This is a genomic window from Gimesia sp., from assembly GCF_048262075.1.
GTDB lineage: Bacteria > Planctomycetota > Planctomycetia > Planctomycetales > Planctomycetaceae > Gimesia.
Window position 1 is genome coordinate 184,786 of sequence record NZ_JBLXFK010000004.1, and the last position, 15,023, is coordinate 199,808.

The window sequence follows — 15,023 nt, forward strand, 5'->3', positions numbered from 1 at the left end:
CTCCAGTACATGGAAACGGGCTGTTTTTTTATCTGGTATCAAAGCTGCATCTGTCGGATTTAAGGCTGTTTCTGCTTTTTATTTTTCTCGGCTTCTTTCTGTTTACGATAGTACTCCGAGAGGATTTTCCCTTCGTAGCGGGCGAATTCCCACGCGGGCCAGCGCGGCGCTTCGGCCTGGACGTCATTAAAAATCGCCTGCATCTGCTGTTTCATCTTTGCAAGTATTTCCGGTTCGCTTTCCGCGCGATCGGTGGTCTCCGCGATATCACTCTGAATGTGGTACAGTTCAAATCCTGTCAGCTTCGCAGTTTTGACCGCGTCAATTTCTTCCTCCGTGATTCCTCCCGATGGCTTGGGGCTGGGGACATTTAACTTCGCCAGCAGCTTCCACTCGCCCGCGCGGATCGCGACCTTCGCATCATTTTTGGCCCGGTTGAACTGCCAGTACAGCGGCTTTTCCCGCTGGATCGTTTTGCCTTCCAGCAGTGGTAAAATATTCATGCCATCCAGCACGCGATCTGCAGGGGCCGGGATGTCCGCAACGGCGCACAGTGTCGGCAGGATATCCACGCCACACACGGGAACATCGCTGGTGGTTCCCGGTTGGACATGATCGGGCCATTGCACAATTCCAGGAACGCGGATCCCGCCTTCATAGGTCGCCCCTTTTTTATCGCGCAAGGGCCCGGAAGAACCGTGCGGATGACGCCGGGTGATGGCTGGCCCGTTGTCGCTGGTGAAGATGATCAGGGTATTGTCTCGCAGGTTCTGGTCATCCAGTGTTTTCAGGATGCGACCAAAGGCGTCGTCCATCTGCGTAACATTACCGTGATGTGCAGGCAGGGTGGAACCTTCGGGCGCAGAATAGAGTTTACGAAAACGTTCGGCACTGGCGATCGGCTCGTGGGGTTCATGAAAACAGACAAACATGAAGAACGGTTTTTCTTTGTCGCGCAATTCTGTCAGCCACTGCTCTGCTTCATCGGCCACCAGTTGTGACGCGTAACCTTGCAATGGTCCCACTGGCTTGGCATTTCGCACAAAGTTAAACGGGTTCTCATGAGTTGGTAATGCGTTATTCTGCGTGGAGAACCAGTGATCGAATCCGTGATCGGAAGGCTGTGGCTGTCCAACCATATTGAACATGCCATTAAGATGCCATTTGCCGACGTGACAGGTCGCGTAGCCGGACTGGCGCAGTAAAGTCGCAATGGTGATTTCCTGTTTGAGGACATGCATGGGCGAGAGCATCGGGATCCAGTTATAAACGCCTACGCGGAACGGCGTGCGGCCGGTCATCAGTCCGGTTCGCGAAGGAGAACAGTTGGGATGTGCTGCATAGCAACTGCTCAGTTTCAGTCCCTGTTTCGCAAAGCGGTCGATATTCGGACTTTTAATCACGGTGTGACCGTAACAGGCCAGGTCGCCATACCCCAGGTCATCGCAGAGGACGACCAGGATATTCGGTCGCTCGGCTGTCGTTAAGGCTGTCGTCTGAGCCGCTGCTGCGAACCCGTTCATGAAGACGAGGCTGGTCAGTAAACCCAGCGCGAGAGGGAAGCTTCGCATGGTTGTTTGCCTTTCTGAATCTGTCATCTGCCACCCTAATCTGAGTTACGGCATAACAGCGGTTGGAATTTGCTCTTATTTAATACTTAAAAGCAATGACATCAGAAAAGCAATACTAGAGTCGCAATTACATAAAAACAGCCCCTTGCACAAAGCTCATGCAAGGGGCTGAATCAGGTTTACCTATTTCAATTCAAACGCTCAGCCAGGTTTTCAGGCCAGGCTGAGGCGGAAGATTATAGAGTGTCCAGTTTTCTGCCGTCTGCGGCAGTCCCGGCATTGTTACCTTTGATTTCACCTGTAGCAGGATTATAAATCCAGCCAACAATTTCAGTACCATCTTTGGCTGCTTCATCAGGAGTCGTACCAGCAACATCGGTGACGATCATGATACCACGACCACCAGTGAATGGGTTGGGAGGTACACTGCCAATCAGGTAGGGACCGAGTGGTTTTGTTCCGACGGCACCGGTGGTTCCATCTTTATCGCTGGAAAGCAACAGTGCATCGCGGAAATCATCCGTATCGGTTGAACCGTGTGCAGGGTGTTTTCCATCATGCTGGAACTTGTAGACCTGAATCTGGCTTCGCAGAGTCTGCAGGTCCTGAACGAGTACCGATTCTTTGGCATCGTCGTTTGTTGAAATAAACTGTGGCAAAACGGTTGCAGCCAGAATACCAAGAATCACGACCACAATCATTACTTCGACGAGTGTAAAGCCAGCCCGTCGTTTCTGCTGTTGAGTTGCTTTAATCATTGTCCTACTCCGAGATTTACGAATGTGCGATACACTTCGTGTTGTTTTAAATGATTCGAGGTGTTCCGGATTGAGTTCGCTTAGGGAACTGGTAACCTCGGTTTGTTACAGGATCAGATGTGTGCTGGAATAAAAAATACTTACGTATCAGATCCTCTGTCATTGGCCCGATCAGAGGGGACACCGACTGAGTGGCCACCCAAAACTTATGTTTTTTATCAAGGGAGTCAATTGAATTTCAGAAGAATAAACGGCTGGCCGCGTGTGTTGTGAGGGTTGCAGTGATTGTGTTGATTTGCGGGCAAAACCTTGTCCAAAATGCAGTGAAATCACTGGTCAAGAGTGGATCATTTCAATCAATTACGTCGAAGCGTTGTGTCCCTGAATCAGACTGGTGGAATCAGTTTTGAGTAATGCACTGGTTGCAGGGGTCAGGTTCCCTTCAGAAAGTGACTGAATCAATGCAAAAAGCCACCAGGGTTTTTCCTGGTGGCTGATTTGAAATGATCAAGATGTGTATTCAATATTAATGTACGCGTTGACCGGGCACTGCCCCTTCATCGGGAGAGAGCAGAAAGACGTCTTTCCCGCCCGGTCCGGAGGCCAGCACCATGCCTTCACTCGTGCCAAACCGCATTTTGCGGGGCTTGAGATTCGCACAGCAGATCACCAGCCGACCGACCAGGTCTTCCGGGTTATACGCACTCTTGATGCCCGCAAAAACATTGCGGCGTTCATCGCCTCCCAGGCTTAAAGTCAGCTGCAGCAGCTTATTGGCTTCGGGAACCGAGTTCGCTTCCACAATTCGGGCGACGCGCAGATCGACTTTGACGAAATCATCAATCGTGCATTCTTCCGACATCGGCTCCTGCTCGAGGGCCTCTCCGCTGTCGTTCCATTGTGAGGCTGCTGCTTCACTTTCCGCAGCTTCGGCTTCTTCTTTTGCTTCTTCAGTCATGGCTTGTACCTGTTTTTCTTCTATTCGTTTAAACATATGCTGGAATTTATTGACGGCTGTTCCCGCCAGCGGCGTTTGAGCCTGATCCCAGTTCACAATCGGATCATTCAACAGTGCGCCGGTCTGCTCCGAGAGTTTGGGCAGAACCGGGGTCAGATAGATCACAATCTGCCGAAACAGATTGAGCGAGATCGTACAGATGTTCTGCAGCTCCGCCTGCCGGCTTTCATCCTTGCGGAGTTCCCACGGTTTCTGATCTTCAACATACTTATTGGCCCGATCCGCCAGTGTGAGAATTTCTCGCATCGCCCCGTTGTAATCACAGACCTCATAAGCGGCGGCAATCGTATCACTGCGGCTGGCGGCATGCGCGAACAGACCGCCGTCCTCTGGATAAGTAGCAGACAAACCCGTCGTTGCGACAAACTTCGCCGAGCGACTGGCCAGGTTGACCACTTTACCGACCAGGTCGGAATTCACTTTCTGAATGAATTCGTCCAGGTTCAGATCCAGGTCGTCCAGTCTCGATCCGAGCTTGGACGCGTAATAGTAACGCAGGCAGGCCGGGTCAAGGTGGTTCAGATACGTCGACGCTTTGACGAAGGTCCCTTTCGATTTGGACATTTTTTCGCCATCCACGGTCAGGAAACCGTGAATGTGAACCTTCTCAGGCAGATTGAAACCCGCTGTTTTCAGCATGGCGGGCCAGAACAGGGTATGAAAATAGGTGATGTCTTTGCCGATGAAGTGATGCACTTCGGTTTCGGGATTCTTCCACCACTGGTCGAAGTCTTCCCCGTGCTTTTCACACCATTCGAGTGTGGAAGCGATGTAACCGATGGGGGCGTCAAACCAGACGTACCAGTAATTACCGGGGCTGTCCGGAATTTCAAATCCGAAGTAAGGCGCGGGTCGGGAGATATCCCAGTCACGCAGCGGGTCGCCTAGAAAGTGTCCTTTCAGATAGTTGGCCACTTCGGACTGTAGATGTTCGCCCGACTGTGTCCATTCATCGAGGAAGCCGTGCAGATCTTCAATGCGGACAAACAGATGGCTGGCGGTACGGAGTTCAGGCGTAGTATTCGACAGCGTACTGATGGGGTCAGTCAGGTCAGCGGGCGTGTAGGTGCTGCCGCATTTATCGCAGTTGTCGCCGTACTGATCAGGGGCTTTACATTTGGGACAGGTCCCTTTGACAAAGCGATCTGCCAAAAATGTATTTTCCTGCACGTCGAACAGCTGGGTCACTTCTTTCTCAACAACCAGGTCGGCGGTACGTAATGCTTCCCAGATTTCATGACACAGCTTGCGATTCTGCTCGCTGTTGGTGCTGCCGTAATTATCGAATTCGATGTTGAAACCGGCGAAGTCGGTAATGTGTTTCTGCTGGACGTCAGCGATCAGCGCTTCTTCCGATCGGCCTTCCTGGCGAGCGCGGATCATAATCGCTGTCCCATGCGTATCGTCAGCACAGAAGAAGCGGCAGGCATGGCCGCGCAGTTTCTGGAACCGCACCCAGATGTCAGTCTGGATGTATTCCACGAGATGGCCGATGTGAATATCACCGTTGGCATAAGGCAGAGCCGCGGTGACCAGGATGCGACGTTGAGTCATAATATTTCCGAAAAAGGTGATTTCTGATCAGGCAGATTAATAAATATACTTCTATTCAGACACGGAAAACGCGGCGGGGTTCTCTCGCATCGCTTGCCTGTGTGTGCGCACAAAGACGAATTTCGTGAACGTTTGAGTTTTGGTATTTCAACGGGCGTTGATTGTACGCACCACAGCCTGATCCCGCAATCGAGCCGAAAAACAGTGGAAATCAGCCGATTACAGCGCCTCGCGGGTCATCATCAGAGGTCCGTTCGAAGAACACAGGGCTTTCACCAGGTCCAGTTGACTCACGATTCCCAGCTGCTTGTCATTTTCGAAAATCGCCCCATAAGCTGACGAGGAGTTTCTCAATATATAGAGCGATTCCAGCATACTGAAATCGGACTGCAGGCGTGGCATGTTATACACGGCTGGAATAATCGGTGCGGGTGAAGTTATCAGATCGACCAGCTTGATATAGGAGGTCCACTCACTCGAATTACCGCGGGCGCGAATTGGAATAAATGAAAGCTGGTTCCGTTGTGCTAATTGAATAATATCCGCTGCGTCTGTTGTACGGGTCACGCCGGTGATTTCATTCTGTGGGATCAACACTTTCTTCACCGACTGGGCAGCGGTATTGAACATGCCGCGTACCAGCTGTTTCTGTGAATTACTCAACAGGCCTTCCAGATGACCTTCCTCCAGTACCTTCACCAGTCGCTGACGTCCCAATACCAGCTGGGCCGGCTTATTACGATCAGGCGAAAAACGTTCCAGGTAACGTGTAATCGAAACCAGGGGGGTGCTGATCACCCAGAACGCGCGATAAAAGAAATCGAACCAGCGACTGTAGCGTTTCAGTAACATTGAAGGCGACCGGTAGTATAGATTTTTGGGTACCATCTCACCAAAGATAAAGATGATCGGCGTGAAGAGAATCGTTGTGACGATTTCCGCAGAGCCTCCCGACTGCTGAAAAACCTCTGCGATGCCAATCGAAATGGCGATGGTCGTCAGGTCATTGGCCAGGTTATTTCCGATCAAAGTGGTTGCGACAAAATAGCTCGGGTTTTGTGCATACCAGCAGAGTCGCTTGGCGATGGGATCTCCGTCGTTCGCGTCGATATTCAATCGCAGAAAGCTGACGCGATAGAAGCCGGTTTCTGATCCACTGAACAGGGCCGACAGACGCAAGCCAATGGCAAATAAAGCCACTGCACCAAGAAGAGGAAGCCAGTTCAACGTAGAGTACAACCTTCAGCAGGAATAGAATTAAGAATGCTTTTCCGACGGAGGCGCTCTCCGACTGGCTTGAATTCTCTTGCATCAACGCGCAACTTGCAAGAGGTGCCAGCCGAACCCTCCTGAAAATCAGTTACTATTTTCCCACTCACAGAATCTAGGGACTACCATTTTTGCGAATGATGACCTATGTTTTAGTAACAACACGGTTGCCTAGACTTCTCATTTTGACAGGCACTCCGCCAGAATGCCTGTCGCGCCGCTTCTGGCCTTGCTTTGAAGTCAGGTGTTTAGCGTGATTCTGCCCTAAGTCGCTACCAAGTAAAGATTTAACCTGGTTCTGTTTAAGTAAGTAGAAATCTATGAAAGTTCAGCAGTTTCTGGAACATCACGGAATTAAAGAGAATCCTTTCGGGCAGGAAGACGCGCAAAGCGACCACGTCTTCAAGGAATTCTGTCTCAACGGAACGCATCATCCGGTCTGGGACAAAATATTTTCCAATCCGACCAACCCGTCTACATCGGTCGTATTTGGCGAAAAAGGGGCGGGCAAGACGGCTATCCGCATGCAGATGATTGAGCAACTGCAGATACATAATGCCAACCATCCCGAGAATCGCGTGCTGGTAATTGAGTACGATGACTTCAATCCCTTCCTGGACTGCTTCCGCGAACGCTATTCAGGACGTAATCGTCGCCCCGAGCGTCTGCTCTCGCACTGGCGGTTATGGGACCACATGGATGCGATTCTATCGCTCGGCGTCACACAGTTGATTGGCCAGATGATCGAGCCGAACGAATCTGCTGATAACAATACCAAATCCGTTTCCAAAACGCAGATTGCGAATCTGACACACCTGGAAAAACGCGACCTGCTCCTGCTGGCGGCCTTCTATGATAACAGCCTCGATATGCCAGCCGTACAACGCTGGAATCGACTGCGGAGAAAATTGAAATTCTCCTACTGGAAAACCGAATGGGAACGGACCCTGGGTTTTCTCGTCACCACCGTGACAGTCGGCCTCGTTTTCTATCTGGGTAACTGGAAAGACTTCAGTAAGTGGTGGATCTGGCTGATCATGTTTGCCGGCTGGGCACCCTGGTTGTGGCGACAGACAACACTGCTCTGGAAAGCCTGGCGCGTGACGCGCGAAGTACGCGTCTTCGATCATCTGCCTAACGCGCTGCGGAAAATTCTTTCGCGTATTGAACGACGGGAGCTTGCCGGACAGCCGATTCCTTATCGGGACCGTAGCGATGACCGGTACGAACTACTCACCAAATTTCAGACCATCCTCAATAAAATGGGATTCACGAATATCGTGATCCTGGTCGACCGGGTCGATGAACCGCATCTGGTCAATGGCTCGGCGGAACGCATGCGCGATCTGCTCTGGCCGATGTTCGATAACAAACTGCTCAAACATCCGGGCGTTGCTTTCAAGCTGCTGCTGCCTTCTGATGTCGTCTACTATCTGCAGCGCGAAGAAAAAGAATTCTACGAACGTTCGCGACTGGATAAGCAGAACCTGGTGACGTCACTGGACTGGACCGGCGAGTCATTATACGACGTCGCCTGCGATCGCGTGCGGGCCTGTGCGACAGAGCCAGGTAAGAATCTGTCCATTAAAGACCTGTTTGATGATTCGATCTCCGAACAGGAACTGATTGGTCAGTTCGCCCAGTTGAGAGTCCCGCGACACTTATTCAAATTTCTGTATCGGTTGATTGTAGATCACTGTAATCGCTATACCGTGGATAATCCCAACTGGAAAATCAACCGGGAAACACTGCAGAAAGTGCTCAGTCTGTTCCAGCGGGATCTGGAAGCTTTCGACCGAGGCATGGGAACAGGTTGAAAATGGTCTGCGCTTCCGGTAGCTTTAATGGGGTACCAACCTCTTAAATATCCCACCGGAAATACCCGAATGCAAACCAATCTCAATCGACGCGAAATGCTGGCCGCCGCCGGCGGTCTCCTGGCAGCAGGCATCGCTGCACCCACAACTGCTACAGCGGGCACGAATCGCACGCGTACTGCTGCGGAACCATTTGGGTACTGCTTCAATACCAGCACCATTCGTGGTCAGAAACTGGGTATTGTCGAACAGATCGACCTGACCTCCCGGGCCGGCTACGATTCGATTGAACCCTGGTTACGCGACATCGACGAATATGTGAAAGCCGGCGGCTCGCTGTCAGACCTCAAGAAACGCATCGACGATGCCGGCCTGACGGTAGAAAGCGCGATCGGTTTTGCCCAGTGGATCGTCGACGACGAAGCCACGCGAAAACAGGGACTGGAAGTCGCGAAGCGGGATATGGACACACTTCGCCAGATCGGAGGCATCCGCATTGCGGCCCCTCCGACCGGCGCGACAAAACAGACCGATTTAAATCTGTTCGAAGCCGCAAAACGATATCGCGCACTATTGGAACTGGGTGACCAGATGGATGTGATTCCGCAGGTCGAAGTCTGGGGCTTCTCCAGTTCGCTTTCGCGACTGGGAGAGTCGATGTTCGTCGCCATTGAAAGCGGGCATCCCCAGGCATGTCTGCTGCCTGACGTCTATCATATTTACAAAGGGGGCTCCGATTTTGCGGGGCTCGGTCTGCTCAGTGGCTCTGCTATCCAGGTCTTTCATGTGAATGACTACCCCGCCGATCCACCGCGTGACACCATTAACGATTCACATCGAGTCTATCCCGGTGATGGCGTCGCACCGTTGACCGACATCTTCCGCATGATTTACCAGGCTGGATTCCGGGGAACGTTATCACTGGAACTGTTCAACCGCGATTACTGGCAGCAGGATCCACTAGAAGTCGCAAGGACCGGACTGCAGAAGACAAAAGCAGCCGTGCTGCAGGCCAAACTCGATCAACCGGTCAAAGCGGACTGATTTGTGAAACGCATTGCCCTTCTGTTTGAGTTCGGCTCGTTGAATGGCGGCGAACATTCAATGCTGGCCGTACTCTCACGCCTGCATGGGAAAACATTCCACTTCACCGCCTGCTGTCCCCCGGAAAGCCTGTTGCAGTCGGCGCTGGAACAGATCGGCATCGTGTGTCATCCTGTTTTGTTTCACGATAATCACAGGCAGCGACTGTCGCGGGAAGCCATTGCAGCACAGATCATTCCTGTCATTACGTCTGGTGACTTTGATCTGCTGCATGCGAACAGTCTTTCAATGTCGCGGTTGACAGGGGCGCTTGCCGATCAGATTCCGGTCCCCTGTTCGGGGCATCTGCGGGATATCATCAAGCTCAGTCGCGCGGCGATCCACGACCTGAACCAGAACCAGCGACTGGCGGCTGTCTCAGCGGCGACACGTGAGTTTCACATCGGTAGAGGCCTTGATCCCACACGGGTGACTGTCTGCTATAACGGCGTCGATGTAGAACACTTTCAGCCACGACCGGCGACCGGAGCTTTGAAGCAGGAACTGGGACTGGATCCGGAGACACAACTCTGTCTGACAATCGGCCAAATTGGTTTGCGAAAAGGACAGGATGTGTTGGCGGAAGCGGCGTTGAAGCTGGCGGAGCAGGGAGATCAGCGAACGCATTTTCTCCTGGTGGGAGAACGTCACTCACAGAAGCAGGAAAGTATTGAATTTGATCAGGCACTCAACGTTGCTTTTGAGCGGCCTGGTTTGAACAATCGCCTGCATCGACTCGGTTATCGTGAGGAGATCCACTGGCTCATGAATGAAGCCGACCTGCTCGTGCATCCTGCGAAACAGGAACCACTGGGGCGGGTGCTGCTGGAAGCGATTGCCAGTGGCTTGCCCATCGTGGCGACCGACGTCGGCGGAACCAAAGAAATCGTGACGCATGAAGTCTCTGCTTTGCTGGTCCCTCCCGGTAATGCCGATTTGTTAGCAGGCGCGATCTCTCGGATGGGGAACGATTCTGATTTGAGTCAGACTCTGACACAGGCCGCGCGGCTGCGGGCATTGGAGCAGTTCACCAGCGAACAGGCGGGCGAACGTTTGATCGCGTTCTGGCAGCAATTGATCGGTTGAGCTTGAGAGACCGATTTCAGGAGCGGTCATTGGGATGGAACTCTTCCCAGCGCTTCCAGGCGTAATCCCATTCCATCCAGAGTCGCAGTACTGACCAGAGGATTCGCATTTTGCTGAGCTGTTCGGGAGGCAGTTTGGCCTGGGATTCTACAGCATTCTGGGTGGCGGATGCCAGACCCCAGTGACTGGCCAGTTCCCGACAGAGATTGTCAGCAGTCAGATCAATCTCGGCTTCTTCAGAAACAAAGCCAGCGGCGTCCGCCATGACGAACAGTTCAAACAGTTGACCGCGATAGGGGTCCAGTTCCAGCGGTTTGGTTTCTGCTTCCGCTTCACTGACTAACTTTGCCACACGTTGAATAATATCGTTGGCTAATTCGCGGGAAGCAGAAGATACATTGTTGACAGAATCGCGAGACATGGTGCTGAAGTTCACTCTATTAAAGCTCAGGATCAGGGGGAAATAACAAAAACACACCCTGATCTGATCGACCAAGGTGTGTTTAGAGAGTATCGAATTGATCGTCGTTCAGCAACCACCGCTGCAGAATGATTCCGATCAGAATTATCAAGGGAGCAGGAAGATCAGGCCCGTTGCTGTAAGTCCTTCAGTAACTGCTGCTTTGGTGTTCCAGGGGATTCCATTGATGCGTTTCGGAATGTGAGGCTCACCCGGACGATAATATCCCAGGGGATAGACGTCTTTCTTCACCGGGTCAATGCTCATCTGGTAAGGCAACGCGAGCAACTGACCGGTGAACCGACCGATGGAAACAAATGGTTGCACCAGGTCCCGTCGTGAGTAACCATAGCGTTCCAGCTTGGGATCCTCAAAATAGAGCGGATTATAATGGATGTCTGAGGCTTCCCAGGTATAAATACTTTCTTTGAAGTTACGACCTGAGTATGGTTCGTGGCTCAATTGGTATTCACGGGGACAAGCCAGGATGTGTTCTCCCTGTTCATCCGATGTTTTGCAGGGTTTGCCGTCCGGACGTGGGCACAGGTTGCGACAGGGCTCATTTTTGGCGATTTCCGGATCAGGTTCATAGTTGAAGAACGGACTGATTCCGGCAATTTTCTTTAACATATGTGGCGTTTCGTCTTCCAGAAAATCCGGAGAATTGGGATCAAGGCCAGGCACCGGATCAGCGGGTTCATAAGACTTTTGAGTGTTGATGTAAGCCGTACCAGCGGTCACCGTATCCGGGAAGACCGGTACAGTCTGTTGAGGCTGGCTGACGGGAGCCGGTCCGTTGAATTCCAGATTTTTTGCCGTCGATGTTGGGACAGAGGGATTCTGTTCCAGGCCGATCGTTTTATAAGGCTCGACTCCAGGCGCGACGGGCGGACTCACCGGTGTGCTGAAACCGGTTCCGCTGGTTGCTGTAGCGGCCGGTGTTTCGGGCATGTCATCGGGAATCTGGCGGAACTCGGGAACCAGTTCCAGCCCATCGTTGCCTCTGTTCGTCTTGCGCTGCTCCCGCCGTTCTTTGCGTTCCTGCTTTTTCAGCTCGCGTTTGTTTTCTTTCGCCAGCGATTCCCAGCGTTGTTCGGGAGAGCGACTTTTGAGTTCTTCCCAGGTTTGTACTGTTGTGCTGGACTGGGAAAGGAACGGATCGGTGGATGTCGCAGGCTCACCGGCAAATGAGTAGGGGCATGATCCCAGCGCGATCGCCACGGTCAACAGCCACCGCAGGCGGTGACTATTCCATAGGCGAATGTTCGGCTGTGTAATTTGGTGCTTCTTGAGTAACTGCAATATCATGCGGATGGTTCTCCCTGACCGTTGCTGCTGAGACCTGGATGAATCGAGCCTCGGTACGCATTTCCGCGATAGATTGGACACCCAGGTAACCCATGCCGGCCCGTAGTCCTCCTACAAGCTGATAGAGCAGATTCTGCAGTGGGCCTTTATAGGGCACACGACCTTCTACTCCTTCCGGAACGAGTTTTTTAGCAGTGTCCTTTCCATCTTGATTAACTGAACTTTGACGGTAGCGTTCGCTACTACCTTTAACCATCGCTCCCATCGACCCCATACCGCGATAACGCTTGAAACTGCGTCCCTGGTAAAGAATCAATTCGCCTGGACTCTCATCCAGACCTGCGAGCAAACCTCCTAACATTACCGTATGAGCACCTGCTGCCAGTGCCTTGGCAATATCTCCACTGTAACGAATGCCTCCGTCTGCGATGACCGGAATTCCCGTCCCTTTCAATGCTTTGGCAGCATTGGAAATGGCCGTTAACTGCGGTACACCGACACCGGAAATAATTCGGGTCGTACAGATTGAACCAGGACCAATGCCGACCTTAACGGCGTCTGCACCGGCATCTGCCAGATCACGGGCACCCTGTTCTGTCGCCACATTACCGGCAACCACATCAATGTCCCATCGGTTTTTAATTTCTCTCACGGTCTGTATCACATTGCCTGAATGGCCATGTGCACTGTCAACAACCAGGAGATCAACCCCTTTTTCAATCAGTAAAGCGGCTCGTTCATAATCATGGACACCAACGGCAGCTCCCACTCGCAGCCGACCTCGTGAATCTTTAGAGGCCAGAGGGAACTGCATCGTCTTGTCGATGTCTTTAATTGTGATAAGCCCCTTCAGTTGATAATTTTCGTCAACCAGCAGAAGTTTCTCGACCTTATTTTCCAATAATATCCGCTGAGCCGCTTCAAGCGTTGTATCTTCTTTAGCCGTTACAAGCTTATCTTTCGTCATAACCTCGGAAATACACTTGTCAGGCGTGTCTAAAAATCGTAAGTCCCTACTCGTTAAAATTCCTACAAGTTTCCCAGCTTTCGTGACGGGGACACCGCCAATATTCCTGCGCTTCATGATTTCGGCAGCTTCGGCGACCGTGGCTTCTGGCGGTAGCGTGACAGGATCGACAATGACCCCATGTTCACTTCGCTTCACCACATCGACGAGCATCGCCTGCTGATCGGCGGGCATATTCTTGTGAATGATGCCGACTCCCCCTTCCTGGGCCATCCCGATCGCCATGTCACTTTCGGTCACCGTATCCATGGGACTGCTGATGATGGGGACATTCAGAGGAATATTTCTGGTAAGCTGGCTGGCAACACTGACTTCCGATGGCATTACTTCACTGTATGCAGGTTGCAGTAAGACGTCATCAAATGTAATTCCCTGACAGGTAATGCGATCTTCCATTGTTCCTCTCCTTAACACGACGCTTGAATGTTTTTGCTGTTTATGTGTGATTTATTTTAAATTGATTTTGATGAACGCATTTTAGACACTGCCTGGGAGGCAGGCAATTTTATTACTGGTTTGCCTGCTGTGCGATCTGCTCCTGAAATGAATTGGCCAGTTCGATCAATTCCGGAATATTCAGTTCTTCGGCTCGTACTTTTTCTTTATCAATCCCATGTGACAATAATATCTTGTCTACGTCCGCTTTGGGGAGCTGTTTGCTGTACATTCCCACCAGGGTGCTCCGCATCAGTTTACGGCGATGCTGAAAAACTCTGCGGAGAAAGTCCTGAAAGAAGACCCGGTCCACAATTTTCTGTTTGAGTGGCGGGTTGGGTGTGAGCTGGACGATAGCCGAATCGACTCCGGGGCGCGGCCAGAAAACCGTGGGCCCCAGTTTCTTCAGCAGCTTCACAAAACACTGTGACTGCAACCAGACCGACAGGGCACCGTAATTGGACGACCCTGGCTTGCAGGTCATCTTCAAACCGAGTTCGTACTGAATCGTTACGACCATGCGATTCCAGGGCAGATCGGAGGCGACGATATTCGAGATGATCGGCGTCGCTACATTGTAAGGCAGATTCGCCACCAGCTTGAGATGACTGCCAGGGTGCGCTGCAAGTTGTGCGGCGATCTCATCGAGCACGATGGGGGACATGTGGTTTTTATTTTTTAACGCATCACAGTTCAGCAGCGTGATGTTGTCGTATTTCTGAGTCGCTTCCTGGGCCAGCGTATGCATGTTGCGATCATATTCCACCGTGATCACATGCGCTGCCTGTTGCGCCATGAAGGTGGTCATACCCCCGGTGCCGGTACCCACTTCGAGCACAATATCATTCGACTGGATATGGCCGTGTTCAACGACGTATTCGATGATATTCAGATCGATCAGAAAGTTCTGGCCCAGATCAGAGCGCGGGTTAAAGCCATGCCGCTCGAAGAGCTGCATTAAATAAGATCGAGTCTGCCTTTCATCTTCTTTCATTGAAACCATCTGATGTAATGGGAATCAGTTTCTGTACATACTTCCCGAGGATGTCCGTTTCGATATTCACAACGCTGCCAACCTGTTTCTGGCCCAGGGTGGTCACTTCCAGCGTATGCGGTATCAAAGCGATACTGAATGCCGTCGGCTGGCTCTCCACAATCGTCAGGCTGATCCCGTCGATCGTGACCGACCCCTTGGCGACCATCTGCAGTGCTAATGCTTCCGGTACCTCGAACCACATTGTGATCCACTCCCCATCTCTATCGATCGATTTGATCGTAGCGATGCCATCTACGTGTCCCTGGACAAAATGCCCGCCCAGTCTGCCGTTGGCTGCCAGGGGACGTTCCAGATTGACCTCATCGCCCGGAGTCAGCAGACCCAGGTTGGTTTTGGCAAGGGTCTCTGCACCTGCCTGAAATTTCAGGAAGCCGGCTTCGATTTCTACAACCGTCAGGCAGCATCCGTTGATGGCCACACTGTCTCCCAGGTGGGCATCATTCGTAATCCATTCCGGAATCGCAAGCGTTAAATCGATGGCGGAGCCGTCCTTCTCCAGAAGATGAACGGTACCTCGACCCTCGACCAGTCCCGTAAACATCGGCGACAGTACTTTCAAGGTTCGATTAAAGGGGGAGTT

12 protein-coding genes are annotated in these 15,023 nt (G+C 52.0%); 3 read left to right on the forward strand and 9 right to left on the reverse strand.

Going from position 1 to position 15,023, the window contains the following annotated elements:
- Window positions 1-59: 59 nt before the first annotated feature.
- From ACN0YH_RS10475 to ACN0YH_RS10490, 4 genes are all read right to left on the reverse strand, one after another.
- A complete protein-coding gene (locus tag ACN0YH_RS10475; protein ID WP_417379520.1) occupies window positions 60-1,571 on the reverse strand; it encodes a sulfatase-like hydrolase/transferase in 1,512 nt (503 codons plus the stop codon).
- Window positions 1,572-1,807: 236 nt separating this feature from the next.
- Window positions 1,808-2,329 carry a type II secretion system protein gene (locus ACN0YH_RS10480; RefSeq protein WP_417379521.1) on the reverse strand — a complete coding sequence of 174 codons (522 nt, stop codon included), beginning with the start codon at window positions 2,327-2,329 and terminating at the stop codon, window positions 1,808-1,810.
- A 526-nt stretch (window positions 2,330-2,855) separates the two neighbouring features.
- Entirely contained in the window at window positions 2,856-4,901 is a 2,046-nt protein-coding gene (gene metG, locus ACN0YH_RS10485; protein WP_417379522.1) for a methionine--tRNA ligase, read from the reverse strand.
- A 219-nt stretch (window positions 4,902-5,120) separates the two neighbouring features.
- Window positions 5,121-6,128 (reverse strand): CNNM domain-containing protein, encoded by a 1,008-nt coding sequence (locus ACN0YH_RS10490; RefSeq protein WP_417379523.1) that lies wholly within the window; start codon window positions 6,126-6,128, stop codon window positions 5,121-5,123.
- A gap of 362 nt (window positions 6,129-6,490) precedes the next feature.
- Between ACN0YH_RS10490 and ACN0YH_RS10495 the strand changes: the two genes are divergently transcribed.
- The 3 genes from ACN0YH_RS10495 (at window position 6,491) to ACN0YH_RS10505 (ending at window position 10,156) form a co-directional block, all read left to right on the forward strand.
- Window positions 6,491-7,987, forward strand: coding sequence for a hypothetical protein (locus tag ACN0YH_RS10495; protein ID WP_417379524.1), 1,497 nt, complete (start codon window positions 6,491-6,493; stop codon window positions 7,985-7,987).
- 69 nt (window positions 7,988-8,056) lie between these two features.
- Window positions 8,057-9,031: a sugar phosphate isomerase/epimerase family protein gene (locus ACN0YH_RS10500; RefSeq protein WP_417379525.1), complete on the forward strand. Its 975-nt coding sequence runs from the start codon at window positions 8,057-8,059 to the stop codon at window positions 9,029-9,031.
- Between the two features lie 3 nt (window positions 9,032-9,034).
- Window positions 9,035-10,156 carry a glycosyltransferase family 4 protein gene (locus ACN0YH_RS10505; RefSeq protein ID WP_417379526.1) on the forward strand — a complete coding sequence of 374 codons (1,122 nt, stop codon included), beginning with the start codon at window positions 9,035-9,037 and terminating at the stop codon, window positions 10,154-10,156.
- Between the two features lie 16 nt (window positions 10,157-10,172).
- Here ACN0YH_RS10505 and ACN0YH_RS10510 read toward each other — a convergent pair whose 3' ends face one another.
- From ACN0YH_RS10510 to ACN0YH_RS10530, 5 genes are all read right to left on the reverse strand, one after another.
- Window positions 10,173-10,577 carry a hypothetical protein gene (locus ACN0YH_RS10510; RefSeq protein ID WP_417379527.1) on the reverse strand — a complete coding sequence of 135 codons (405 nt, stop codon included), beginning with the start codon at window positions 10,575-10,577 and terminating at the stop codon, window positions 10,173-10,175.
- Window positions 10,578-10,724: 147 nt separating this feature from the next.
- Complete coding sequence (locus ACN0YH_RS10515; protein WP_417379528.1) at window positions 10,725-11,924, reverse strand: hypothetical protein; 1,200 nt, start codon at window positions 11,922-11,924, stop codon at window positions 10,725-10,727.
- Entirely contained in the window at window positions 11,863-13,347 is a 1,485-nt protein-coding gene (guaB, locus tag ACN0YH_RS10520) for an IMP dehydrogenase (RefSeq protein ID WP_417379529.1), read from the reverse strand. The genes ACN0YH_RS10515 and guaB overlap by 62 nt, the downstream gene beginning before the upstream one ends.
- 112 nt (window positions 13,348-13,459) lie before the next feature.
- On the reverse strand, window positions 13,460-14,380 hold the full coding sequence (gene rsmA, locus ACN0YH_RS10525; protein WP_417379530.1) for a 16S rRNA (adenine(1518)-N(6)/adenine(1519)-N(6))-dimethyltransferase RsmA: 921 nt from the start codon (window positions 14,378-14,380) through the stop codon (window positions 13,460-13,462).
- The gene (locus ACN0YH_RS10530; protein ID WP_417379531.1) at window positions 14,367-14,984 is read right to left on the reverse strand and encodes a riboflavin synthase; all 618 of its coding nucleotides are present in this window, start codon (window positions 14,982-14,984) and stop codon (window positions 14,367-14,369) included. Before ACN0YH_RS10530 ends, rsmA begins: the two co-directional genes overlap by 14 nt.
- Between the last annotated feature and the right edge of the window lie 39 nt (window positions 14,985-15,023).